The organism is Vibrio sp. 1874, from assembly GCF_033344395.1.
In the GTDB taxonomy this organism is placed as follows: domain Bacteria; phylum Pseudomonadota; class Gammaproteobacteria; order Enterobacterales; family Vibrionaceae; genus Vibrio; species Vibrio alginolyticus.
In genome coordinates, this window is sequence record NZ_JAWPOR010000017.1 from 1 (window position 1) to 23,807 (window position 23,807).

At 45.8% G+C, this 23,807-nt stretch carries 24 protein-coding genes and 1 tRNA gene; 15 read left to right on the forward strand and 10 right to left on the reverse strand.

All coding sequences use genetic code 11. From position 1 onward, the window contains the following. Positions 1-2: 2 nt before the first annotated feature. Positions 3-75 (reverse strand) — tRNA-Gly (locus tag R8N46_RS20825). 156 nt (positions 76-231) lie between these two features. Continuing rightward, positions 232-777, reverse strand: a complete 546-nt coding sequence (gene orn, locus R8N46_RS20830; protein ID WP_017635574.1) for an oligoribonuclease — start codon at positions 775-777, stop codon at positions 232-234. A gap of 129 nt (positions 778-906) precedes the next feature. Between orn and rsgA the strand changes: the two genes are divergently transcribed. The 4 genes from rsgA to R8N46_RS20850 all read left to right on the forward strand — a co-directional run bounded on the left by rsgA (position 907) and on the right by R8N46_RS20850 (position 5,547). Further along, complete coding sequence (gene rsgA / locus R8N46_RS20835) at positions 907-1,971, forward strand: small ribosomal subunit biogenesis GTPase RsgA (protein ID WP_025768798.1); 1,065 nt, start codon at positions 907-909, stop codon at positions 1,969-1,971. Between the two features lie 116 nt (positions 1,972-2,087). After that, on the forward strand, positions 2,088-2,945 hold the full coding sequence (gene asd, locus R8N46_RS20840; RefSeq protein WP_005381465.1) for an archaetidylserine decarboxylase: 858 nt from the start codon (positions 2,088-2,090) through the stop codon (positions 2,943-2,945). A 166-nt stretch (positions 2,946-3,111) separates the two neighbouring features. Then, positions 3,112-4,527 (forward strand): SLC13 family permease, encoded by a 1,416-nt coding sequence (locus tag R8N46_RS20845; protein WP_213972528.1) that lies wholly within the window; start codon positions 3,112-3,114, stop codon positions 4,525-4,527. Positions 4,528-4,659: 132 nt separating this feature from the next. Continuing rightward, positions 4,660-5,547, forward strand: coding sequence for a DMT family transporter (locus R8N46_RS20850; RefSeq protein WP_005381469.1), 888 nt, complete (start codon positions 4,660-4,662; stop codon positions 5,545-5,547). Between the two features lie 82 nt (positions 5,548-5,629). Here R8N46_RS20850 and gpmM read toward each other — a convergent pair whose 3' ends face one another. Next, the gene (gene gpmM, locus R8N46_RS20855; protein WP_005386416.1) at positions 5,630-7,162 is read right to left on the reverse strand and encodes a 2,3-bisphosphoglycerate-independent phosphoglycerate mutase; all 1,533 of its coding nucleotides are present in this window, start codon (positions 7,160-7,162) and stop codon (positions 5,630-5,632) included. Positions 7,163-7,709: 547 nt separating this feature from the next. Between gpmM and R8N46_RS20860 the strand changes: the two genes are divergently transcribed. The 5 genes from R8N46_RS20860 to R8N46_RS20880 all read left to right on the forward strand — a co-directional run bounded on the left by R8N46_RS20860 (position 7,710) and on the right by R8N46_RS20880 (position 12,140). Continuing rightward, complete coding sequence (locus tag R8N46_RS20860; RefSeq protein WP_213972527.1) at positions 7,710-8,144, forward strand: rhodanese-like domain-containing protein; 435 nt, start codon at positions 7,710-7,712, stop codon at positions 8,142-8,144. A gap of 225 nt (positions 8,145-8,369) precedes the next feature. After that, on the forward strand, positions 8,370-8,834 hold the full coding sequence (secB, locus tag R8N46_RS20865; RefSeq protein ID WP_005386410.1) for a protein-export chaperone SecB: 465 nt from the start codon (positions 8,370-8,372) through the stop codon (positions 8,832-8,834). A gap of 195 nt (positions 8,835-9,029) precedes the next feature. Beyond that, a complete protein-coding gene (gene gpsA, locus R8N46_RS20870; RefSeq protein WP_005381474.1) occupies positions 9,030-10,067 on the forward strand; it encodes an NAD(P)H-dependent glycerol-3-phosphate dehydrogenase in 1,038 nt (345 codons plus the stop codon). Between the two features lie 78 nt (positions 10,068-10,145). Next, on the forward strand, positions 10,146-10,967 hold the full coding sequence (cysE, locus tag R8N46_RS20875) for a serine O-acetyltransferase (protein ID WP_005381475.1): 822 nt from the start codon (positions 10,146-10,148) through the stop codon (positions 10,965-10,967). Between the two features lie 27 nt (positions 10,968-10,994). Continuing rightward, positions 10,995-12,140 carry a murein hydrolase activator EnvC family protein gene (locus R8N46_RS20880; protein ID WP_213972526.1) on the forward strand — a complete coding sequence of 382 codons (1,146 nt, stop codon included), beginning with the start codon at positions 10,995-10,997 and terminating at the stop codon, positions 12,138-12,140. A gap of 73 nt (positions 12,141-12,213) precedes the next feature. Here R8N46_RS20880 and R8N46_RS20885 read toward each other — a convergent pair whose 3' ends face one another. The 4 genes from R8N46_RS20885 to epmA all read right to left on the reverse strand — a co-directional run bounded on the left by R8N46_RS20885 (position 12,214) and on the right by epmA (position 15,327). Further along, positions 12,214-13,170, reverse strand: a complete 957-nt coding sequence (locus R8N46_RS20885) for an acetyltransferase (protein ID WP_017821834.1) — start codon at positions 13,168-13,170, stop codon at positions 12,214-12,216. A 144-nt stretch (positions 13,171-13,314) separates the two neighbouring features. Continuing rightward, complete coding sequence (locus R8N46_RS20890) at positions 13,315-13,950, reverse strand: TetR/AcrR family transcriptional regulator (RefSeq protein WP_005381480.1); 636 nt, start codon at positions 13,948-13,950, stop codon at positions 13,315-13,317. Positions 13,951-13,971: 21 nt separating this feature from the next. Further along, positions 13,972-14,346 (reverse strand): VanZ family protein, encoded by a 375-nt coding sequence (locus R8N46_RS20895; RefSeq protein WP_017635567.1) that lies wholly within the window; start codon positions 14,344-14,346, stop codon positions 13,972-13,974. Positions 14,347-14,355: 9 nt separating this feature from the next. Beyond that, a complete protein-coding gene (gene epmA, locus R8N46_RS20900) occupies positions 14,356-15,327 on the reverse strand; it encodes an elongation factor P--(R)-beta-lysine ligase (protein WP_005381485.1) in 972 nt (323 codons plus the stop codon). Positions 15,328-15,762: 435 nt separating this feature from the next. Here epmA and frdA point away from each other — a divergent pair, with 435 nt between their 5' ends. Genes frdA through frdD form a run of 4 tightly spaced genes read left to right on the forward strand, consistent with a single transcriptional unit; the run spans position 15,763 to position 19,095 of the window. Next, positions 15,763-17,562: a fumarate reductase (quinol) flavoprotein subunit gene (gene frdA / locus R8N46_RS20905; RefSeq protein ID WP_054575300.1), complete on the forward strand. Its 1,800-nt coding sequence runs from the start codon at positions 15,763-15,765 to the stop codon at positions 17,560-17,562. Beyond that, a complete protein-coding gene (locus R8N46_RS20910) occupies positions 17,562-18,320 on the forward strand; it encodes a succinate dehydrogenase/fumarate reductase iron-sulfur subunit (RefSeq protein ID WP_005381489.1) in 759 nt (252 codons plus the stop codon). The genes frdA and R8N46_RS20910 overlap by 1 nt, the downstream gene beginning before the upstream one ends. Positions 18,321-18,322: 2 nt before the next feature. Further along, on the forward strand, positions 18,323-18,706 hold the full coding sequence (frdC, locus tag R8N46_RS20915; protein ID WP_005381491.1) for a fumarate reductase subunit FrdC: 384 nt from the start codon (positions 18,323-18,325) through the stop codon (positions 18,704-18,706). A gap of 11 nt (positions 18,707-18,717) precedes the next feature. Further along, a complete protein-coding gene (frdD, locus tag R8N46_RS20920) occupies positions 18,718-19,095 on the forward strand; it encodes a fumarate reductase subunit FrdD (protein ID WP_213972525.1) in 378 nt (125 codons plus the stop codon). A gap of 101 nt (positions 19,096-19,196) precedes the next feature. Here frdD and R8N46_RS20925 read toward each other — a convergent pair whose 3' ends face one another. Both R8N46_RS20925 and efp read right to left on the reverse strand, forming a co-directional pair. Next, the gene (locus tag R8N46_RS20925) at positions 19,197-20,600 is read right to left on the reverse strand and encodes an SPFH domain-containing protein (RefSeq protein WP_171346246.1); all 1,404 of its coding nucleotides are present in this window, start codon (positions 20,598-20,600) and stop codon (positions 19,197-19,199) included. Between the two features lie 266 nt (positions 20,601-20,866). Further along, the gene (gene efp, locus R8N46_RS20930; protein ID WP_005381500.1) at positions 20,867-21,433 is read right to left on the reverse strand and encodes an elongation factor P; all 567 of its coding nucleotides are present in this window, start codon (positions 21,431-21,433) and stop codon (positions 20,867-20,869) included. A 32-nt stretch (positions 21,434-21,465) separates the two neighbouring features. Here efp and epmB point away from each other — a divergent pair, with 32 nt between their 5' ends. Next, a complete protein-coding gene (gene epmB / locus R8N46_RS20935) occupies positions 21,466-22,488 on the forward strand; it encodes an EF-P beta-lysylation protein EpmB (RefSeq protein WP_005381502.1) in 1,023 nt (340 codons plus the stop codon). A 95-nt stretch (positions 22,489-22,583) separates the two neighbouring features. Further along, positions 22,584-23,081, forward strand: coding sequence for an MgtC/SapB family protein (locus tag R8N46_RS20940; RefSeq protein WP_005381504.1), 498 nt, complete (start codon positions 22,584-22,586; stop codon positions 23,079-23,081). A 100-nt stretch (positions 23,082-23,181) separates the two neighbouring features. Here R8N46_RS20940 and R8N46_RS20945 read toward each other — a convergent pair whose 3' ends face one another. Next, on the reverse strand, positions 23,182-23,745 hold the full coding sequence (locus R8N46_RS20945; protein ID WP_005381507.1) for a VC2662 family protein: 564 nt from the start codon (positions 23,743-23,745) through the stop codon (positions 23,182-23,184). Between the last annotated feature and the right edge of the window lie 62 nt (positions 23,746-23,807).

The following is a 23,807-nucleotide window of genomic DNA, read 5'->3' on the forward strand; positions in this document are numbered from 1 at the left end:
GGAGCGACACACGAGGTTCGAACTCGTGACCTCAACCTTGGCAAGGTTGCGCTCTACCAACTGAGCTAGTGTCGCATCAACAACGTTTCCGCTGTTTAGGGCTGCGAATTATAAGAGCATTTTTTTGTGATGCAAGTCCTTCCTTCAAAAAAACTTTATTTTTTTACTGAACGACGAAAAAGCAATCAAAAGCGATATAAATTACAACAATTTGGATCGCAACCTTAACAGTTAAATCTTGAAAATAGTACCTCGATAGTACTTAAGTTCTGCGATGGACTCACGAATGTCGTCCAAGGCCAAATGTGTTCCCTGTTTTGTGAACCCATTTAGCACCTCAGGTTGCCAGCGACGTGCTAGTTCTTTAAGAGTACTAACGTCAACATATCGGTAATGGAAGAACTCTTCCAACTCAGGCATATGCTTGTATAAAAAGCGACGATCCTGCCCAATGCTGTTACCACATATTGGCGACGCCCCTTTTGGCACCCATTTTTCTAAAAATTCAATGGTTTGTGCGACTGCGTCTTGTTCTGAGATTTGACTGTTTCGAACGCGCTCAACCAAACCGCTTGCCGTATGCGTATTAGTACACCAGTCGTCCATTTTCGCTAGTTCTTCTTCCGGCTGATGAATCGCTAAAACTGGACCTTCAGCCAAAATATTTAGTTCGCTATCCGTGACAATAGAAGCAATTTCGATGATTTTGTGCGTTTCAGGATCAAGCCCTGTCATCTCTAAATCAACCCAAATTAGGTTTTGATCGCTAAAGGACATGGTTACGCCGCCTATTTGTTTATCGATAAAAGAGGTACTATACCTCAAAATACGAGAAACACGATACTCATACACGGAGCCAAGAGTACGGCTCAACCATTTGAGTAAATTCACATAAAGTACAGAATTGTGGCAAAGAAGAAAAAGTTAACCAAAGGTCAGGTGCGACGCGTACGTAGCAACCAACAAAAGCGTTTGAAGAAGCAAGAAGAGTCCATCCAGTGGGATGAAAACATGCTAGGCGCCAGCAAGCAAGGTCTCGTGATCACTCGTTTTGGTCAGCACGCGGACATTGAAGACCTTGAAACAGGCGAAATTCAACGCTGTAACCTCCGCCGTGGTATTGAGTCTCTAGTATCTGGCGATCGTGTTTTATGGCGCGAAGGATTGGAGTCTATGGCGGGCATCTCTGGTGTTGTTGAAGCGGTAGAACCTCGCTCTTCAGTGCTCACTCGTCCAGATTATTACGATGGCCTAAAACCCGTTGCAGCCAATATTGATCAAATGGTCATTGTCTCTTCGGTATTACCAGAGCTATCGCTAAATATTATTGACCGCTATCTCGTTGCATCAGAAACACTGAATATTGCGCCATTGTTGGTCTTAAATAAGGTCGACCTTCTAGAAGCCGATGACCGTGCAATGTATGAAGAATGGCTCAAAGAATATGAACGTATTGGCTATAAAGTGCTTCTGGTCAGCAAGAAGTCTGGAGAAGGCATTGCTGAACTAGAAACCCTACTACGTGATCGAATTAATATCTTTGTTGGTCAATCAGGCGTAGGGAAATCCAGCTTAGTCAACGCGTTAATGCCGGAACTAGAGAGCGAAGTGGAAGAAGGCGAAGTCTCTGAGAACTCTGGCTTGGGCCAACACACCACGACGGCTGCACGTTTATACCACATTCCAACGGGTGGCGATTTGATCGACTCACCTGGAGTACGTGAATTTGGTCTTTGGCATTTGGAAGCAGAAGAAGTAACAAAAGCATTCGTTGAATTTCGACCATATTTAGGCGGTTGCAAGTTCCGAGATTGTAAACACAATGATGACCCAGGCTGCCTTCTACGCGAAGCTGTCGAGAACGGGGAAATTAACGAAACTCGCTTTGAAAACTATCATCGCATTTTGGAAAGCATGGTTGAAAACAAAGCAAATCGTCAGTATTCACGTAATAAAAAAGCCGATCTGTAATTGAGTTAAGGCTGTAACTGTGTAAAAAGTCTTCACCTAATACTGACAAGCAAATTAAATTTCAGTAACATCACGCGCCCTAAAGCGCGAATCTAACAGAAGTATCGGAATTAAAGATGGACAAGTTTAAAGTTGGACTGCAGTACTGGATCCCACAACACGGCCTCACTCGCCTAATGGGTAAACTGGCTTCAGCAAAAGCTGGCGGTCTAACAACAGCAGTTATTCGTTGGTTTATCAAACAATACAATGTGAATATGGATGAGGCAAAGCACTCAGATCCTAAGCATTTTAAAACGTTCAACGAGTTTTTCGTTCGTGAGCTAAAAGAAGGCGCACGCCCAATTTCTGAAGGCGAAAACGTCATTACTCATCCAGCCGACGCTTGTGTTAGCCAGTTTGGCCCTATTGAAGATGGTCAACTTATCCAAGCAAAAGGTCATCACTTCTCAGCACAAGAATTGCTGGGCGGTGACGCGAATTTAGCGGACGAATTTAAAGATGGTTCTTTTGCCACATTGTATCTATCTCCGCGCGATTACCACCGTGTACACATGCCATGTGACGGCACTCTGCGCCAAATGATTTACGTACCAGGTGACCTGTTCTCAGTAAACCCTCTGACAGCAGAAAACGTACCGAACCTATTTGCTCGTAACGAGCGTGTGGTGTGTATCTTCGATACTGAGTTTGGTCCAATGGCACAGGTGCTTGTTGGTGCGACAATTGTTGGTAGCATTGAGCAAGTATGGGCTGGCACTATCACTCCGCCTCGTGGAAACACTGTCTACAAATGGGATTACCCAGCAGAGGGTGACAAGGCCGTGATCTTGAAAAAAGGCGAAGAGATGGGCCGCTTCAAACTGGGTTCTACTGTTATTAACCTGTTTGCCAAAGACGCGATTGAGTTTGACGCAAGCATGGAAAACGGTAAGCCAACCGTTATGGGCACACCTTACGCCTTGAAAAAATAAGTAAAACACCGTTAAAGAGCCCTTTATTAAGGGCTCTTTTTATTGATAAAAAGCAAAACTCCGTTCGAAATTTAGCCTCTATTTCTCAAACTCATACCTGCCTCTAAGACCCTCATTCCACAATCAATTATCCTGCGCTTAGAATGAATATTTAGAGGGGCAGCCAATGCCAAAGATGAGTGTAAACACGTTGGCGAAATTGCTGGTGTGCTTTTTAATTCCGCTCGGTGTTTTGATGATGCCGATCGATGCTATTCCTATTGACGATCTCACTTTAATTCAGCATCGCCTGTTAGCTATTTTTCTTCTTGCTGCCCTACTTTGGGTTCTCGAGCCGGTTCCCGTTTTTGCTACGTCCATTCTTATTATCGCTCTTGAACTGATCATGATATCGGATAAAGGTTTGCATCTATTTCGCAATCCACCAGCGGGGCATGATTTAGGAGAGTTAATTGCTTACACCGATATTTTCTCGGCCTTCTCTTCACCGATCATTATTCTTTTTATGGGTGGTTTTGCTCTTGCGATTGCGGCTTCCAAATACGAGCTCGACAACAACCTCGCCCGAGTACTATTAAAACCATTCGGCACCCAACCTAAGTTCATCATGCTGGGCTTGATGTTAATTACCGCCGTTTTTTCAATGTTTATGTCCAATACTGCCACGACCGTGATGATGCTAGCCCTGCTTGGCCCCATCGTCGCTTCAGCACCTAAAGGGGATTTAGGCATTAAAGCACTGGTGTTGTGTATTCCAATTGCCGCGAATACAGGCGGCATTGCGACTCCGATAGGCACGCCACCTAATGCGATAGCGCTTCAATATCTCACTGGAGAAAACGCGATAGACTTCCTATCGTGGATGACAATGGGTCTACCATTTGTGTTGGTACAACTCACTGTAGCTTGGTTCTTGTTGCAAAAGCTGTTTCCGTCTAGCGAACCAGAAATGAAACTAAAGCTAGATGGTACATTCAAAAGGAGCTGGCGTGCGATCGTCGTCTACATCACTTTTGCACTAACCATTTTGCTTTGGATGACAACGAAAGTGCATGGCATGAATACATACGTTGTCGCGATTATCCCACTAGCAGTGTTCACCTTAACGGGCATTATGGGCAAAGAAGAACTCAAGCTGATTAACTGGGATGTTTTATGGCTAGTTGCCGGTGGTATAGCAATTGGCATTGCCTTAGACAAAACGGGCTTAGCCGAAGCATTAGCGCACGCCATTGATTACAGCTTACTATCACCATTTGCCGTTGTCTTTGCCCTATCGGTCGTATGTTGGTTAATGGCGAACTTTATGTCTAATACCGCAACGGCAAACTTATTGATGCCTATTGCTGCCGCTATTGGTACATCCATGCCAAGCCTTATTGCGGTTGGTGGCCTACAAGGTTTACTGGTTGTCGTCGCCTTCTCCGCATCACTTGGCATGATCTTACCGGTTTCCACACCACCAAACTCTTTGGCTTATTCAACAGGCCTCATCGAGAGCAAAGACATGGCGAAAGTGGGGCTGATTCTTGGTTTGATTGGTCTACTTATCGTGTATGGCGCAGTTTTGGTACTGTTTTAATCGAAGAGCTCCATGAAAAAGCGTGTTGTCATGGAGCTGCTCTCCAGCTACTGCCCTTACAGAGCGGCTTTTACATCCCATAAATTTCGTGCATATTAAGACTCCTCTACTCTACAAGGACGTCGACACATCATGGGTTACGAATGGCTTGCTTTATGCGCCGCTTTTCTGTGGGCAGTTTCTAGCCTAATTTCGGTCATTCCTGCACAACACCTAGGCGCATTTTCTTACAGCCGCTGGCGTATGGGCTGCACAGCCGTGATCTTATCAACAATGGCCTGGATAACTGGCGGCTGGTTAACGGTTTCTTGGGAACATGTAACGCCAATGATGGCGTCGGGCCTGATTGGAATTTTCATCGGTGATACCGCTCTGTTTGCGTGCTTGAATCGTATGGGGCCAAGACAAGCCGGGTTACTCTTCTCTTGCCACGCCGTGTTCTCTGCCATCTTGGGCTACTTCTTATTTAGCGAAGTCATGACCACAATAGAACTACTGGGCGCATCATTGGTATTTAGCGGCGTGGTGATGGCGATATTCTTTGGCCGAAGAGGTCAAGTGAATAACGTCTTGGAAGACATTAAAGGTAACATCTGGGTAGGTATTGGACTTGGCTTAACCGCAGCAATGTGCCAAGCATTGGGAGGCATTATCGCCAAGCCAGTAATGCAAACCAGTATTGACCCAGTTGCGGCTTCTGCTATTCGAATGATCAGTGCCTTTTTCGCCCACAGCATGTTGTTAGTTCTAGGGGTCAAAGTCGCTCGCTCGACGCAACACATTACTTGGCGCGTATTTGGTATTACTGCGCTTAATGGTTTCTTGGCGATGGCCGTCGGCATGACGCTAATCTTATACGCACTGCAAGAAGGAAATGTAGGTATGGTTGCCCTTCTATCTTCAACCACGCCAATTATGTTGCTACCACTGCTCTGGATTTACACTAAACGCCGACCAAACCGATTTGCATGGTTGGGCGCAGCCCTAGCTGTGATTGGTGCTGGCATTTTGGTTCAGTAAGCTTGCAGACCAGCCCTTACTGCCAGATACAAAAAAGCCCGAGTTTAAACTCGGGCTTTTGTCATGCTGAGCCGTTAGTTAACTATTTAACTAGTACTTCACCCGTCATTTCTGCTGGGATTTCCAGACCAGCTAGAGAAAGCATGGTTGGTGCAAGGTCAGACAGTTTACCGCCTTCTTTGAATTCAACCGCTTTGTCACCTACATAGATTAGAGGCACTGGTAGGTTAGTGTGAGCAGTGTGGATGCCGCCAGTTTCAGGGTCGATCATCATTTCTGCGTTACCGTGGTCCGCAGTGATCAATAGTTGACCGCCAACTTCTTTGATTGCTTCAACCACTTTACCCACGCTTTCATCTAGAGCTTCGATTGCTTTCTCAGCCGCTTCATAAACGCCAGTGTGACCAACCATATCTGCATTCGGGTAGTTACAGATGATGGTATCGAACTTACCTGATTTGATAGCCGCAACCATCTTCTCTGTTAGTTCTGGAGAGCTCATTTCAGGCTGCATGTCGTACGTTGCAACTTTTGGAGAAGCAACCAACTGACGCTCTTCGCCTTCGAATTCGTTCTCAACACCACCGTTGAAGAAGAAAGTCACGTGTGCGTATTTCTCTGTTTCAGAGATACGTAGCTGAGTTTGACCTTGTTTAGATAGCCACTCACCGTAAGTGTTTTCTAGAGACGCAGGTGGGAATGCGATAGCTAGAGGGATATCAGCCGCGTATTGAGTCAGCATCACAAAGTTGATTGCTGGGAATACTGCACGCTCAAAGCCGTCAAACGCAGGAACGAATGCACGAGTGATTTGACGTGCACGGTCAGCACGGTAGTTCATGAAGATAACCGCATCACCATCTTGCATGATTGCGTCTTCTTGACCTTCCGCTTTGATAGCTGTTGCTTTAACGAATTCGTCGTTTTCTTCACGAGCGTAAGCCGCTTCTAGACCTGCAACTGCCGTTTCTGCTGTGAACTCAGCTTTAGCTTGAGTTAGAAGATCGTAAGCAACTTGGACGCGATCCCAGTTGTTGTCACGGTCCATTGCGTAGTAACGACCTACTAGAGAAGCAACGCGGCCTTTACCTAGTTTCGCAAATAGGTCTTGGAAACGTTGTAGTGAGTTTTCAGCACTACGTGGTGGTGTGTCACGGCCGTCTAGGAAGCAGTGTAGGTAGATTTTCTCTGCGCCACGCGCCGCTGCCATTTCAACTGCTGCGTAAATGTGGTCTTCGTGAGAGTGAACACCGCCTGGAGACATCAGGCCCATGATGTGTACTGCTTTCTCAGCTTTTACTGCAGAGTCGATAGCTTCAACTAGCGCAGGCGTTTGTTCGAACTCACCATCAGCAATTGATTTAGTGATACGAGTCAGGTCTTGGTATACAACGCGGCCTGCACCAATGTTAGTGTGACCAACTTCAGAGTTACCCATTTGACCATCAGGAAGGCCAACATCCATGCCTGAAGCAGAGATTAATGTGTGTGGGTTATTCGCAATCAGAGCATCCATTACTGGTGTTTTCGCATTCGCAATTGCGTTACTTGCTGTGTCTTCACGGTAACCGTAACCGTCAAGGATAACTAGAGCCAATGGCTTCTTAGCTGACATAGTGATGACCTCATCAAATTTAAGTAACTTTTGGCGTAGGGCCTCGCTGCCCTATCTAACCTTGAAACAAAACTAGCGTAATTTTACTACACTTTTTAACCAAAACTGTAGGTTAAGATCAAATAATGTTTGCGATTTATTGTTGCTATCTTACAAGTTAAGCGAACAACGAGTCAGTGCCGACAATCGTGTTCCACAAGCATAGTCATTTCTAATACGCTTTGTACACCCCAGTCTAAGTTCGGTTTTCTTACGCTTCTCATTCTTATTTTTGCACTTGAAACAGTGCTAATTTAAAGCAACATCAAACAAGATGGGTTAATACCTATTGTTCTCTTTTCTCAGTAAAACAGAAGTCACTTAAACCGATAAGTCCAATAGGCAAAAGCAATCAAGCTACCAGAGCGAAATGTACGGATAGTAAGGGCATAAAGGGTTTATAGAGATCTCAATTATTCGTTAGAAAATTTTAACCCTCTCGCCTAAGAGCCGTAACCTCGCTATACTCCTGCTTTATTTTTCCGCCAACAGCGTAAGAGCTCAAGACATGCAAGAGTACATTGAATTTTTCCAACAGAACATGATTCTATCTTTGGTTTGGGTAGGTCTTCTTGTCGCCTTTATCATGAACATCGTGAAGTCAGCGACAGCCGCATACAAAGAAATCAACGTAAACCAACTGACTCATCTTATGAACCGTGAAAACGGCGTTGTAGTGGATATCCGTACCAAGGACGAGTTCAAAAAAGGTCATATCACCGACTCACTTCACATTTTACCGTCAGACATCAAAGCGGGTAACTTGGGTGGCCTTGAAAACCACAAATCAGACCCAATCATTGTGGTATGCAAGACAGGACAGACCGCTCAAGAAAGCGCAAACCTATTAGTAAAAGCTGGCTTCGAAAAAGTGAGCCTACTAAAAAATGGTTTGATTGCGTGGAACGAAGCGAACCTGCCGTTAGTTCGCGGTAAAAAGTAGGAACGTGGCAAGACCGAAAGTTCGCGTTTAAACGCGCTTTTACCAAGCCTCGCGGACAAAAAACTGAGCAAATTGAAAGCAGTTGGAGCACTAAGTTGTGACGCTTTGCACGTAATACACGCTTCATCTAGTCAAGGTAGATTGGCTCAGTTAGTCTCAGGACATACCAGTTTTCTGAGCTTAGACGTTTCTAGGCTCAACAAATATTGATTTAAGGATTAAAAAATGGCTGAAGCAGCACCTCAAGACGCACAACAAAACTTCGCAATTCAACGCATCTTCCTAAAAGACGTTTCTTTTGAAGCGCCGAACTCTCCAGTAATTTTCCAGAAAGAGTGGAACCCAGACGTTAAACTAGACCTAGACACTCAAAGCCGTGAGCTTGGTGAAGGCGTGTACGAAGTTGTTCTACGTCTAACCGTTACTGTGAAGAACGAAGAAGAGACTGCGTTCCTATGTGAAGTTCAACAAGGTGGTATCTTCACTGCTGAACAAATGGAAGCTGGTCAACTTGCACATTGCCTAGGCGCATTCTGCCCGAACATCCTATTCCCATACGCTCGTGAAACTATCTCAAGCCTAGTCGTTAAAGGTACGTTCCCTCAACTGAACCTAGCGCCAGTAAACTTTGACGCGCTATTCATGAACTACCTACAACAGCAAGCTCAACAAGGCGAAGCTGAAGCGTAATTCACGTTTTATAAGTGACGAATAGCCACAGTGCTGACGTCACCGAATCAAATAAAATGCACAGAGCGTCTACCATCCGATGCAATGTGCATTTTTTATTTCTGACAAAAGTTCCTAGTTCCTAATCGCCAGAAGGCGTAAAATTTGACGATTAGGAACTAGATTCTACTAGTAGCAAGACAATTAGGCGGTAGCATGACACAAGCAAATACAAACAATGCTTACGGTAAAGACATCGCAATGACTGTGATTGGCGCAGGCTCATACGGCACCTCTTTGGCAATCTCACTCGCTCGTAACGGCGCGAACGTTGTCCTTTGGGGACACGAGCCAGAGCACATGGCTCGCCTAGAAGCAGACCGAGCTAACCATGCCTTTTTACCAGGTGTTGATTTCCCTGAAAGCTTGATCATTGAATCGGATTTAGAAAAAGCCGTTCAAGCAAGCCGAGATTTGTTGGTTGTGGTTCCAAGCCATGTCTTTGGCATCGTGCTAAACAGCTGTAAACCATTCTTGCGCGAAGACTCTCGCATCTGTTGGGCAACCAAAGGGCTTGAACCTGAAACGGGGCGCCTACTGAAAGACGTCGCTTATGACATTATCGGTGAAAACTACTCACTAGCAGTATTGTCTGGCCCAACGTTTGCGAAAGAGCTCGCAATGGGTATGCCGACTGCAATCTCTGTTGCGTCTCCAGATTCTGAATTTGTTGCGGATCTACAAGAAAAAATCCACTGTAGCAAAACCTTCCGCGTATATGCCAATAGTGACTTTATTGGTATGCAATTGGGTGGCGCTGTGAAAAACGTTATTGCGATTGGTGCGGGTATGTCTGATGGTATCGGTTTTGGCGCCAATGCCCGTACTGCATTAATTACTCGTGGCTTGGCTGAAATGAGTCGCCTTGGTGCTGCGCTGGGTGCACAGCCAGAAACCTTTATGGGCATGGCGGGTTTAGGCGATCTTGTCCTGACATGTACCGATAACCAATCACGTAACCGACGCTTTGGCTTGGCATTAGGCCAAGGTAAAGACGTTGATACGGCTCAAGAAGAAATTGGTCAAGTGGTTGAAGGTTACCGCAATACAAAAGAAGTATGGCTACTTTCTCAACGTATGGGTGTTGAGATGCCGATAGTTGATCAAATTTATCAAGTATTGTATCAAGGAAAAGATGCGCGCTTAGCAGCGCAAGATTTACTTGCTCGTGACAAAAAAGCCGAAGGAAAGTAGCAATCTACCGCCCTTTGCAGCTCATCTGAGAAAAATTGAAGTTGTCGGGTCACGGAAGAACCACTCTGGATATTGAGAATGAAACACTGCGAAAAACAAAAAGTCTGGAACAAAATTGTCTCAGAAGCCCGTGAAATGTCAGAACAAGAGCCTATGCTGGCGAGCTTCTATCATGCCACCATTATCAAGCATGAAAGTTTGTGTGCCGCTCTGAGTTATATTCTGGCTAACAAATTGAACACCGCTTCCATGCCAGCGATGGCTGTGCGTGAAGTGGTTGAAGAAGCCTTTGCGGCTGATCCAACCATCACTGACGGCGCGGCTTGTGATATTTGTGCCACGGTCAATCGCGACCCTGCTGTTTCAATGTACTCAATGCCATTGCTGTACCTAAAAGGCTATCACGCACTGCAAGGCTACCGAGTAGCAAACTGGCTGTGGAAGCAAGGTCGTCACGCTCTTGCGACTTACCTACAAAATCAGATTTCGGTAGCATGTCAGGTCGATATTCATCCTGCAGCGCGCATTGGTAGTGGTATCATGCTCGACCATGCAACAGGCATCGTGATTGGTGAAACTGCCGTGGTCGAAAACGACGTGTCTATACTGCAAGATGTCACCCTTGGTGGTACTGGTAAAGAATGCGGTGATCGTCACCCGAAAATTCGCGAAGGCGTAATGATCGGCGCTGGTGCAAAGATTCTTGGCAATATCGAAGTTGGTGAAGGCGCGAAAATCGGATCTTGCTCTGTGGTATTGCAAGCCGTGCCTCCTCACACAACGGTGGCTGGCGTGCCTGCAAAAATCGTCGGACGTCCAAAAACGGACAAACCTTCTCTCGATATGGATCAAGGCTTTAACGGTAAATCGCAAAGCTTTATCCATGGGGATGGTATTTAATCGTCAACAAACCTTTTTGACAACAACGTGGTAGGTAACTCTCAAGTGCGAAAACAAAATCACCCTGTTCTACGCTCGGCTATTTTATTAACTTGTGCTTTATCCGCCACTTATCCCACTACCTCCTCTGCTGTAAGCCAGCAAGAGCTCAAAGGCGTATCCAGTGAGATAAGCCGTCAGCGCAAATCGCTCTCTTCCCAAGAAAAGCAGCTCAATGAGTTACAGAAGTCACTAAAAGATCAAGAGCTTGGAATTTCTAAGCTTGAGCGTGAAATACGACAAACCAAGTCTAACCTCGCACAAGCAAACAAAAACATAGAAAACCTGGAAGAGAAAATTGCCTTGCAAGAAGCACAGCGTCAAGAGCAAGAAGAAGAACTCAAACAGCTGCTGCAAACGTATTACGTAACCGAGCGAGCGAAAGCCAATGGTCACTTGTTAAATCAAGGTGTGGAAGAAGACCGCATGAGCCAATACTTCCAGCATTTAGCTAAAGCACGTGCTGAAGTGATTGATGCGATCACCAAAATAACCCAAGAATTAGCGCACAACAAAAACCAGCTCGAGCTAGAAAAAGAGCAAATCGAGACTCTGCTCAAGCAGCAATCCGAAAAACGTACAGCGCTAGCGAGTACACAATCCAAGCGTAAGCAAACCCTGAATAAAATTCAGAGCAGTATCAAGAATGACAAACGCTACTTAGCCGAGCTGCAACGCAACGAAACCCGTTTAAAAGCAGAGATCGCCAAAGCAGCGAAGCGTAATGCGGTGCCAATGGACGGACTCGGCAAACAGCGCGGTAAGCTGCCTTGGCCACTAAAAGGCAGTGTGTTACACAACTTTGGTACGCGACAAACCGGGCAGGTAAACTGGAAGGGCATGGTGCTGTCTGCCAACTATGGTCAACAAGTGAAAGCCGTTTATCCTGGAACTGTCGTATTTGCGGAGTATCTGCGCGGATACGGTTTAGTGGTACTGCTCGACCACGGCAAAGGTGACATGACCCTCTATGGTTACAACCAAGCCTTAACTAAAAAAGAAGGCGACCGAGTCACCGCCGGCGAAGTGATTGCTCTCGCGGGTGATACAGGTGGTCAAGACAGACCATCGCTGTACTTTGAAATTCGTCGTAATAGTGAAGCGCAGAATCCGAAATCTTGGTTAAAACGCTGATTATCTGACTCATAGACTTATAATAAAAAAGGAGCCACTCGGCTCCTTTTTTGTATTCATATTTTGGAAAATGCTATGCGTAGTAGGTTTCTACCGCATCAATAAAAGCATTCACATCATCTTTGCTTAACGCGTTGATTCCTGCCGCCGCCTCTCGCCCCCCACCTGTCGGGAACTGACCACACACGGCAACGGCACCTTGTTTATTGTTTAATGGGGCGCGGAGTGAAACCGTATAAGTACCATCTGCATTTTCAGTAAGTACCGCATGCGCAGAGTCAGGGGTTTGGTTTGCTAGCCAGTTGCCATAAACACCACTGATTCGGCGTGATGCCGCCGTGTTTGGTAACTCAAACAACTTCAGCTTACCACTCTCATGCATGGCAGGCACTGCGAGAGCCGCCTCCATGTCTTGTTGGTAAGCCGATTGCAATTGGTAGTATGGCGAGGCCGTATCTTCAATAGCTTCAAATGGTGACGTGTACTTCAGCAAAGCTCGGTACAGCTCCGCAGGGTGAAAGTGTAAATCTTCGACCTTCGATCCGTAGCCGTTGTAGTTAATTAAAGTACCCAGCTCTTTTAGCTGCTCTTTCTGTTGCTGCAACAAGCCCGCGTTATTCGCTAACTCATCGGCTTTAGCAATCATGTTATCACCATAAGCCGCCGTAATCGCCCAGTCATGAAAACGCCCATCAAGCAACTTATCGACAATCAACGCCGTGCACATGTTGGCATCGAGATCGATGTGCGCATCCAAATTACCATGCTGAGGAATGTCGCCCGCTTTGTGATGATCGGCGTAAAAGACGTGCGCGCCTTGAGCCAAAGCTTGCTCTAGACCTGCCATGTTCTTTTCCATCGAAATGTCTAACACAGTCAGCTCATCACCCGCTTGCACGTCTACTTTTTCCACCAGCTTGATGTCGCGCTTTACACCGGTTATTAACTGGGCATCGACAGGATCAGCCAAACGCAATTGTAGAAGAGCAATGATGCCATCAGCATCACCATTAAAAATGTCGTAATTCATGGGGCGATAGTTCCTTTATCGAGAATCTTATCCCTGCAAGGGTTTTTAGCGTATGGGACTATTGTGCGTGGCATATTTGACAAGTCAACTCGAGCCACGACTCGAAAATGAGAGTGACTCTCGAAATATTAAGCAGTTTGACGTTTAACTGTGTAGATTGCTAACCGCATCTTCTAATAACAGTAGCTGCTCTAAGCCCTGCTCAGTTGCTAATGGCTTAACGACATTAAGCATCTGCAACATCCCTTGCTTCACCATTTGCTCGGTAATGTTGGTTTTTGAAGCCATCGCGGATTGATACGCCAACCAACTACACGCAATCAAGTGTAATGTACATACCAATGACTTCAACTGTTGTTGATCGACATTCAACAGCTTCATCGTTACGAACTCTTGCATAATAGCAATGAGGTTCGCTTGCAGCTTCTCTTGCACATCGATGTACTGCTCGTGTAGCTGTTCATCTCGTGACAAGATTTCTGGTAGGTTTGCGTAGAAAAAGCGGTATTTCCACATCAAGGTAAAAATAGAGTCTAGGTAGCTCTTCAGCATAGTCAGGCTCTCTTGCGAACCTTGAATAGGGGTAAATCTTTCTAAAAGTTCTGCTGAATAAAGCGCAAAGATCTCACGAACGATTTCTTGCTTATTGCGGAAGTGGTAATACAGATTACCAGGGCTAATTTCGATGTGATCGGCAATGTGATTGGTGGTGATGTTTCGCTCACCATGTTGGTTGAACAACTCCAGTGCCGCGTAGACGATTTTGTCGCGCGTTTTCATTGTTATCGTGTTCCCTCTTCATTAACGAATCGAGTATAGCGACTTCACCAACCTAGGTCGATAGAGGCTCCAAATACGGTAACATAACAGACCAGTTAAGATGCCAGTTGAGTTGGCGACAAGGTCTAACCAAGAAGTTTGTCGCCCTACATACCCTTGCAACCACTCAATAACGGCGCTGAATAGCAAAATACTAATCGCCACCGCCCAACGTTGACGCCAACGCCACACACAAAAACAACCTAAAAACGCAAAGCCGCTGTACGCCATAGCGTGCTGCATTTTGTCGAGATACGCGATATTGCCCCAGTCTTGCAGTTCACCTGAACTCAGAGATAAAAAAGCGATCAATATGGCGTAGCTAAAGATAACGAAACGTGCAGCCGTCAGGTTCATTGGACGTCCTTATGCAATTGGAAATGGAAAGGCCGTCACTTGATCAATGTGGTCACAGCCTAGCGCCAGCATGATCAAACGATCGATACCCAACGCGACCCCTGCACAATCTGGCAACCCTGCTTCCAGTGCAGAGATCAGATGATAATCGATCGGCTGTGGTTTTAAACCCATTTCGATACGCTTTGCGTTATCTTGTTCAAAGCGCGCTAATTGCTCTTTCGGGTTATCCAGTTCATGAAATCCGTTCGCCAGCTCTATCCCCTTAAAGTACACTTCAAAACGATCCGCGACGCGATGATCTTGAGGATTGATTTTCGCAAGCGCCGCCTGTGATGCAGGGAAGTCGTACACAAAAGCCGGCACGTCCTGACCAATTTTGTTTTCTACTCCCACGCTAAATAGTAGTTGCAGCAGCGTATCGCGATCTTCTTCTGGCTCAGCAATGTCACTCAAACCCAGCTTGCTTGCCGCCGCTTTCAGCTCAGTCATCGAGCCTTCCAGTGGACACACACCCAACACATCAATGAAGGCTTGCTGATACGTCATGCGCTGCGCTGCGCCACACTTCAATACCAGCTGCAACAGGTCATCCATTTCATCCATCAATTTATGATGGTCAAAGCCAACGCGATACCACTCCAACATCGTGAATTCAGGGTTGTGGTAGCGACCATTCTCTTCATTACGAAATGCTTTGTTGATTTGATAAATACAACCGCTACCCGCAGCCAAAAGGCGCTTCATATGGAATTCTGGGCTGGTCATAAAAAACAGCTTACTGCCATCGGCATAGCCTGGGCCAACAAACTCGGTTTGAAAAGTATGCAAATGAATGTCAGTCACGGTTGCGTGACTCATGGCTGGCGTATCGACTTCCATCACCTGTCGGTCAGCGAAGAATTGTCGAATCGACGCGATTAACGTCGCACGTTGACGAAGTTGGTCAATGGAAGCAGTAGGTTGCCAGTTGGTTTGCATAACAAATCTCTCAAACTTTAATTCAGCGAGGAAAGTCTCATTCTACATGCTTTTTACTCTTCAAGAAGAGAGGAATATCCCTTCTTCTTTTTACTAATGAGCTCGCCAATTTGAGGCAAGCATTACTCGTGCCGCAGAACAAAAAACACTCAGTTAAAATCCTATTATCCATGCGGTTAATGTCACGCAACACAGGCTTAACATCCCTAATGTTAATGCTTGAGGGCCAAAACCTCGATGCCGTGATAGCAGTCACATAACCTATAAATTCTATGCCCTTAAGTGCATTACCGAAGCAAAAACCCAATTACATCAATTTTTCTGCCATGTGGCTCATCTACACTAACCCTACTACTTTTGGGGAGTTCTTTTTAAAGAGCGCCTCGTAATGACAATAACAAGCGGATTTCCGCAATCACACACTGGAGGATAACTGTGCAAATTATCACCACAGATATCGCAGTCATCGGCGCAGGCGGCGCTGGTCTTCGTACTGCTATTGCAGCGGCTGAAGCAAACCCAGACTTAGAAGTCGCTCTGATTTCTAAAGTTTATCCAATGCGCTCCCACACGGTCGCTGCAGAGGGTGGCTCAGCAGCAGTTATCAAGGATGAAGATAGCTTAGACAACCACTTCAACGACACTGTTGGCGGTGGTGACTGGCTATGTGAACAGGATGTTGTTGAATACTTTGTAGAGAACGCGACTCGCGAAATGATCCAAATGGAGCAATGGGGTTGCCCATGGAGTCGTAAAGAGAACGGTGAAGTCAACGTACGCCGCTTTGGTGGTATGAAGGTTGAACGTACTTGGTTCGCTGCAGACAAAACTGGCTTCCACATGCTTCATACGCTATTCCAGACATCAATGAAGTACAGCAACATCAAACGTTTTGATGAGTACTTTGTGGTGGATCTGCTTGTTGATGAAGGCGAAGTTCAAGGTCTGATTGCTATTCACATGTCTGAAGGCGAGCTTGTTACTATCAAAGCAAAATCTGTTGTTCTAGCAACAGGTGGCGCGGGCCGTGTTTACCACTGTAACACCAACGGCGGTATCGTAACAGGCGATGGTATGGCAATGGCTTACCGTCACGGCGTTCCTCTACGTGATATGGAATTCGTTCAATACCACCCAACCGGTCTTCCTGGTACAGGTATCCTGATGACGGAAGGTTGTCGTGGTGAAGGCGGTATCATCGTTAACAAGAATGGCTACCGTTACCTACAAGATTACGGTATGGGCCCTGAAACTCCAGTTGGCCAACCGAAGAACAAATACATGGAACTGGGTCCTCGTGACAAAGTTTCTCAAGCTTTCTGGCACGAACAACAGAAAGGCAACACCATCAAACACCCACTGGGTGACGTGGTGCACCTAGACCTTCGCCACCTTGGTGAAGAGTACCTACAAGAACGTCTGCCGTTCATCTGTGAGCTAGCAAAAGCTTATGTAAACGTGGACCCTGCAAAAGAGCCAATTCCAATTCGTCCAACCGTTCACTACACTATGGGTGGTATTGAAACGGACGGCGGTTGTGAAACTCGCATTAAAGGCCTATTCGCGGTGGGTGAATGTGCGTCTGTTGGTCTTCACGGTGCAAACCGTCTAGGTTCTAACTCACTGGCTGAGTTCGTGGTATTTGGCCGCGTAGCGGGTGAAAATGCAGTGAAACGCGCAGCAGAATTCAAAGGTTGGAACGACGCGGCAATTGACACGCAAGTCAAAGCCGTTGAAGAGCGCATCGCGAAACTGATGAACCAAGAAGGCGACGAAAACTGGGCAGAAATACGCACAGAAATGGGCCACACCATGGAAGCGGGTTGTGGTATCTACCGCCAAGAAGATTTGATGCAAGCGACTATCGACAAAATCACTGAGTTGAAAGAACGCTACAAACGCATCAGCATCAAAGACAAAGGTAAAGTGTTCAACACAGACCTTCTATACGCAATCGAAGTGGGTTACGGCCTAGAAGTCGCAGAAGCGATGGTTCACTCTGCGATTCTACGTAAAGAATCGCGCGGCGCGCACCAACGTCTAGACGACGGTTGTACAGAACGTGATGACGTGAACTTCCTAAAACACTCACTTGCTTTCTACAAGCCAGAGTCAGCACCAAGTATCGATTACAGCAATGTGACCATCACTAAGTCACAACCAAAAGCTCGTCTATACGGTGAAGCAGCAGAAAAAGCCGCGGCTGAAGAGAAGAACGCAGAGGAGCAAGCATAATGTCAGCAAATCGCATTCAAAAAGTAGACATCCTGCGTTACGACCCAGAAAAAGATGCAGAACCATACAAGCAAACATTCGAAGTACCATTCGATGAAACCATGTCTGTGCTTGACGCACTTGGCTACATCAAAGATCACCTAGACAAAGATCTGTCTTACCGTTGGTCTTGCCGTATGGCGATCTGTGGTTCTTGCGGCATCATGGTGAACAACGTACCGAAACTTGCTTGTAAGAGCTTCCTACGTGACTACCCAGACGGTGTGACTATCGAGCCTCTAGCGAACTTCCCAATCGAGAAAGACTTGATTGTTGATATGACGCCATTCATCGAGCGCCTAGAAGCAATCAAACCATACATCATTGGTAACGATCGTAAACCAGAAGACGGTACGAACTTGCAAACGCCAGAACAGATGGCGAAATACAAGCAGTTCGCTGGCTGTATCAACTGTGGTCTGTGCTATGCAGCATGTCCTCAGTTTGGTCTTAACCCAGAGTTCATCGGTCCTGCTGCACTAACGCTAGCCCACCGCTACAACCTAGACAGCCGTGACAACGGTAAAGATGAGCGCATGAAGCTTATCAACGGTGAAAACGGTGCTTGGGGTTGTACGTTTGTTGGTTACTGTTCTGAAGTTTGTCCGAAGAACGTTGACCCAGCAGCGGCAGTAAACCAAGGCAAAGTGGAGTCTTCTATGGACTTCGTGATTGCTATGTTGAAACCTGATGGTTCACCAAAGAAAGTGGAGGCATAAGGATGAGCAATCGTAAACCTTACGTTCGTGAAGTAAAACGCACTTGGTGGAAGAACCATCCTTTCTACCGCTTCTACATGCTACGTGAAGCGACGGTGCTTCCGTTAATCCTATTCACTCTGTTCCTAACTTTCGGTTTAGGTTGCTTGGTGAAAGGTCCTGAAGCATGGCAAGGTTGGTTAGCGTTCATGGCGAACCCAATCGTAGTCGCAATCAACATCGTTGCACTACTCGGTAGCCTATTCCACGCTCAAACTTTCTTCAGCATGATGCCACAAGTAATGCCAATTCGTTTGAAGGGCAAACCAGTGGACAAGAAGATCATCGTATTGACTCAGTGGGCCGCGGTTGCGTTCATCTCACTGATCGTTCTCATCGTGGTGTAAGGAGCTGAGCAATGAAACCGAATTATAGTGTAAACACATCACCAAAACGTTCTGATGAGCCAATCTGGTGGGGTCTGTTTGGCGCAGGTGGTACTTGGTTCGCGATGATCACGCCAATCACCGTTCTTGTGCTAGGTATCTTGGTACCACTAGGCGTGATTGACGCAGAAGCGATGAGCTACGAGCGTGTCTCTGCATTCGCAACCAGCATCATCGGTGCGCTATTCATCATTGGCACGCTAGCATTGCCAATGTGGCATGCAATGCACCGTGTGCACCACGGCATGCATGACCTTAAATTCCACACTGGTGTGATTGGTAAAGTAGCATGTTACGCATTTGCAGGCTTAATCACTGCACTAGCAGTTATCTTTATCTTCATGATTTAAGAGACTGACCCAAAAGAAAAAGCTGGCTCAATGCCAGCTTTTTTATTGCTTTGGGTTACCAATGATCTTTTTGCTTTTTAAGCTTTTGACCACCCATGATCTTATTGCTGTGTGACCTTCTTTGTTTGGTCCATAAGACCCAGAGCACCAAAGCCAGTAATCACATCTAAGTTCGTTTTCAAGCCCGTTTCGTCACTTCCACCGATGTAGTTTTGTGGCATCTGAACTTGGAAGTTTTGCAAGTTGTTGTACAACGAGTTCGCTACGTCTCGATTCAATTCTGCCAAGTAAACTTCACGGTTTGCTCCTAACGCTGCATACTTACCTTTTAGGACTTCAGATTCTGCGCGACCTTTCGCTAATATCGCTTTCGCTTCAAACTCAGCAGAAAGTGCGTTCGCTTTTTGAATCGCTAAGTTAGCCTCTGCGATAGCTAGCTCTTTCTCCTTCTCGACCTCAGCAAGTCGTTTGGTTTTTTCCACTTCAACGATTTCACGCTCTGCAATCTGACGTGCAACTTCCACTTCTTTTTGCTGAGCAATAATTGCGAGTTCTTTACCACGCTGGGCGTCTTGCACCTCACGTGTTCGTTGAATCTCTTTGCGTAACTGCTCGGTCTCTGCCTGTGCTTTCGACGTTTCTTGTTCCTGAATCGCACGAATACGATCCGCCACTAAACGTTTTTTATCTGCCAATAGCTGATCTAATTGCTTTTCTGGCTGCGGGTCACCAATGGTCACCTGCGTCACTTGAATACCGTATTGTTGTAACGGATTGTCTTGACGAATCGGTTGCCCGGTTTTGTCTACGACAGGTACGGTTTTCCAAACCAGTTGATTGGTGCGCTGTAATTGGTTCGGATTGGCTTGATTCACCCCAACAGGCGCAAGATCCAACTCTTCCACTTCAACCTGACGTCGCTCTGTTAGATAAATCCCCTCTCGTAACTGATCGCCAAGTTTCGATTTGAACTGGTTCAAGCCACCTTGGAAAAACTCTTCACCCGTGTATTGGGTTGCGGTAATCACCGTTACGTTACGTGCGTTCTTTACAAGCAGCGCATCGATCAAGTTACTGTTGTTGCGGAACTCTTTGTGCATCTTCTTCACCGCTTCAGGGTCATTACTGAGCTTAAAGCGGAATGTTACGGGGATCTGACCAATATAGGTGTCGGCAAATCGAACCTGAATCGCATCAAGGCGTTGATAAAAATCTTCGCCCTTGCTGTTACCGAATGACACGGTGATCACTTGGTCATACTTGGTGATTTTGGACAGAAATGGCATGCGAAAATGAATGCCAGGTTCAGTAAACACATCCAACTCACCAGTAATATTATTCTGATGCACGTAGCTGTAACCCGCATCGGTCATCAGCACCGAGCTATTAATCGTTAAGCCTATTGCCAACAGCGGTACGCCAAATACGGCTGCTTTTAATCCTTTATGTAGTAACTGACGTCTTTCTTCCACCTTTAAACCCCTTCCTAAACCTCTGCTTTCCATTTTGTTCTCCTTTTTGGATTGTTACTGAGTTAAATCGATAAAAATCAGATTGCTATGCAACTCAGCGACAAGTACTAATGTATCAAAATGTTACATTAAGGAATAATCGACAGATTCATGGAATAAATAAGATTTTTACGAATAATACAAAATCATCAAAAATTTGCGGAGGATATCGATGTTTTACGCAGAGGGATTAAAAGAGAAGAGTCACAGGCAATAAAAAAGGCCGCCGAAGCGACCTTTCTAACAATCATATAAAGTGCTTACTTCACACGACCTACGTATTCAGCAGTACGAGTATCTACGCGAATCACTTCACCAATTGAGATGAACAGAGGAACGCGAACAACAGCGCCAGTTGATAGCGTCGCTGGTTTACCGCCAGTACCTTGAGTATCACCTTTCAGGCCTGGGTCTGTGTCTACAACTTCTAGCTCAACGAAGTTTGGTGGAGTAACAGTAATTGGGTTACCGTTCCAAAGTGTGATCATACAAGTGTTGTTTTCTACCAACCACTTAGCGTTTTCACCTACCGCTTTTGCATCCGCTGCGATCTGTTCAAACGTTTCACTGTTCATAAAGTGGTAGAATTCGCCGTCTGAATATAGATAATCTAGGTCGATATCCATTACGTCTGCCACTTCACAAGTGTCACCAGACTTGAATGTTTTCTCTAGCACTTTACCAGAAAGAAGTTTACGAATTTTAACACGGTTGAACGCTTGGCCTTTACCTGGTTTAACGTATTCGTTTTCCAGAATTACACAAGGCTCGTTATCAAGCATTAACTTAAGACCGCCTTTAAATTCATTGGTGCTAACTGTAGCCATTTTTTCCTCTTACATTCTTAGAGCTAAATTCAATGCCGCACATAATAACCCGAAAAGTCGAATCTGTTGAGCAAAACTGGCTCAAACAGTTGGCGAATGGGATCTCTGATCCTGCAAAATTGCTCGAAATACTGGAAATTGATCCTTCACCGTGGCAAGACGGGTTTGCCGCGCGCAAGCTGTTTGCACAGCGTGTACCGCAAAGTTTTGTCGATAGGATGGAGAAAGGCAACCCTAAAGACCCTCTTTTACGTCAGGTTTTACCACTGAGCGACGAATTTGAGGTGCATCCGGGTTACTCCAATGATCCATTGGAAGAGCAGGACAATGAAGTCCCTGGCCTGCTACACAAGTATCGCAACCGCGCCCTGATGATTGTCAAAGGTGGCTGCGCGGTAAATTGCCGTTACTGTTTTCGTCGTCACTTCCCTTATCAAGAGAACAAAAGCGGGAAACAAGCCTGGACCAAGTGCTTAGAGTACATGGCACAACAACCAGAGTTGAACGAAGTCATCTTCTCAGGTGGTGATCCATTAATGGCAAAAGACGATGAGATTCATTGGCTTTTAGAGCACATTGCTCACATTCCTCACATCAAACGTCTGCGTATTCATAGCCGTTTACCTGTGGTGATTCCTGCTCGAGTCACTGATGAACTATGCCAACTTTTGCAAGCATCAAGGTTACAAATCATCCTCGTCACTCACATCAACCATGCCAACGAAATCAATGACGAATTTGCTGAACAGATGTTCAAGCTCAAAAGAGCGGGCGTTACGCTTCTAAACCAAGGCGTTCTGCTGAAAGGCGTGAATGATTCGGTAGAAGCTCAAGTGGCGTTAAGTGAGGCCTTATTTGACGCGGGTATCTTGCCTTATTACCTCCACGTTCTTGATAAGGTGCAAGGCGCAGCGCACTACTTTATTTCGGACGAAGAAGCGAAAGCTATTATGCGCGGACTCATCACGCGTGTATCGGGTTATCTGGTACCAAAACTCACACGAGAAATTGGTGGCAGGCCAAGTAAAACGCCGTTGGATTTGCATTTAGAATAAGCTCTGACGCTCAATTAAATTTGTCGTCTAGATTGATTATTTTTGTTCGCTTTGCACGGTAAGTCTATGCATACTCCGCACTTTTGGAGGTCAAGATGCATACAGCATTCGAACAAATTTTCGATCTTGGCCCATTCAGTTGGCCTGCCCTACTATGCTGCGCCATTAATGGGCTCATGATCGGTATAGAGCGCCAAACTCGTGGTAAACCGGTTGGCATTCGCACAGCAATATTAATTATTTCAGGTACCTACCTGTTTATGTCGATGGCAGTGTCGTTATCGCCAAATACACTTGATCAAGCACGAGTGCTTGGTCAGATCATTACTGGCGTCGGCTTCTTAGGCGCTGGCGTTATGATGACACTTGATGGAAAAATCCATGGCGTAACATCAGCGGCTGTAATATGGGTGCTAGCAGGTTTAGGTTTGATGATAGGTTTGGGTTATTTAACGCAGTCGGTGGTTATTACTCTCCTGACATTAACCGTGTTGTTAGGTGTGGATAAAGCAGAAAACCACATCAAAGCATTACGCCGCGGTGTTCATCAAAGAATTCAACAACGCAAAACTTCATCACGATTAATTAAATAGTTAACGCTCCGAGAAACTCGCTTCATCCAATCTGTAATTAAAAAGCCCTCGACGAACATCGAGGGCTTTCTGTATATAAAGATTCTGACTTTCTCAGGGATTACTTAGCAAAGTTGATGAGTGGGAAACACTTGAAGAAACCGTTATCCGCACAGTTCAAAAGACCAATTTGCACGCCATCGATTTGATCGGTCATGTTGAAGAAACCAAACTGGAAATTAGACTTCTTAGAGATACTCGCTAAGCCCACATCCGCCATGGTGTAGCCTTCAGAATAGTTCACCGCGCTCCAGTTCAAGCCTTTTACGTTGTTCGTAATGTTAACAGCACCCAAGTTAACACCCGTCGTCTGACCTTGGTTCCAGTTAACTAAGCCTAAAGACGCGCCTTTCATTTCTTGATTTACTTTTGCTGCACCAAAAAACAGACCGAAGTTCACACCTGTCGTACGATCCGTTTCTGACATACCAAGCAGTGAAAAGTCGACACCTTTAACCTCATTTACCTGTCCATGCAACACAGCTAAACGAACACCACCAACTGAAGAATTCGAAGGTGCGTTTGTGTTATCGATAGTAGAGAACATCACAGGTGTACTGTCGGCAAAAGCAACAGGTGATGCGATAGCGGCTGCAACCGCCAATGACGTCATAAGCTTTTTCATTTTCATCTCCATGATGGGAAGCAACAATTTACAACATAGTGTAATGTTCAGATTTTGCTCTG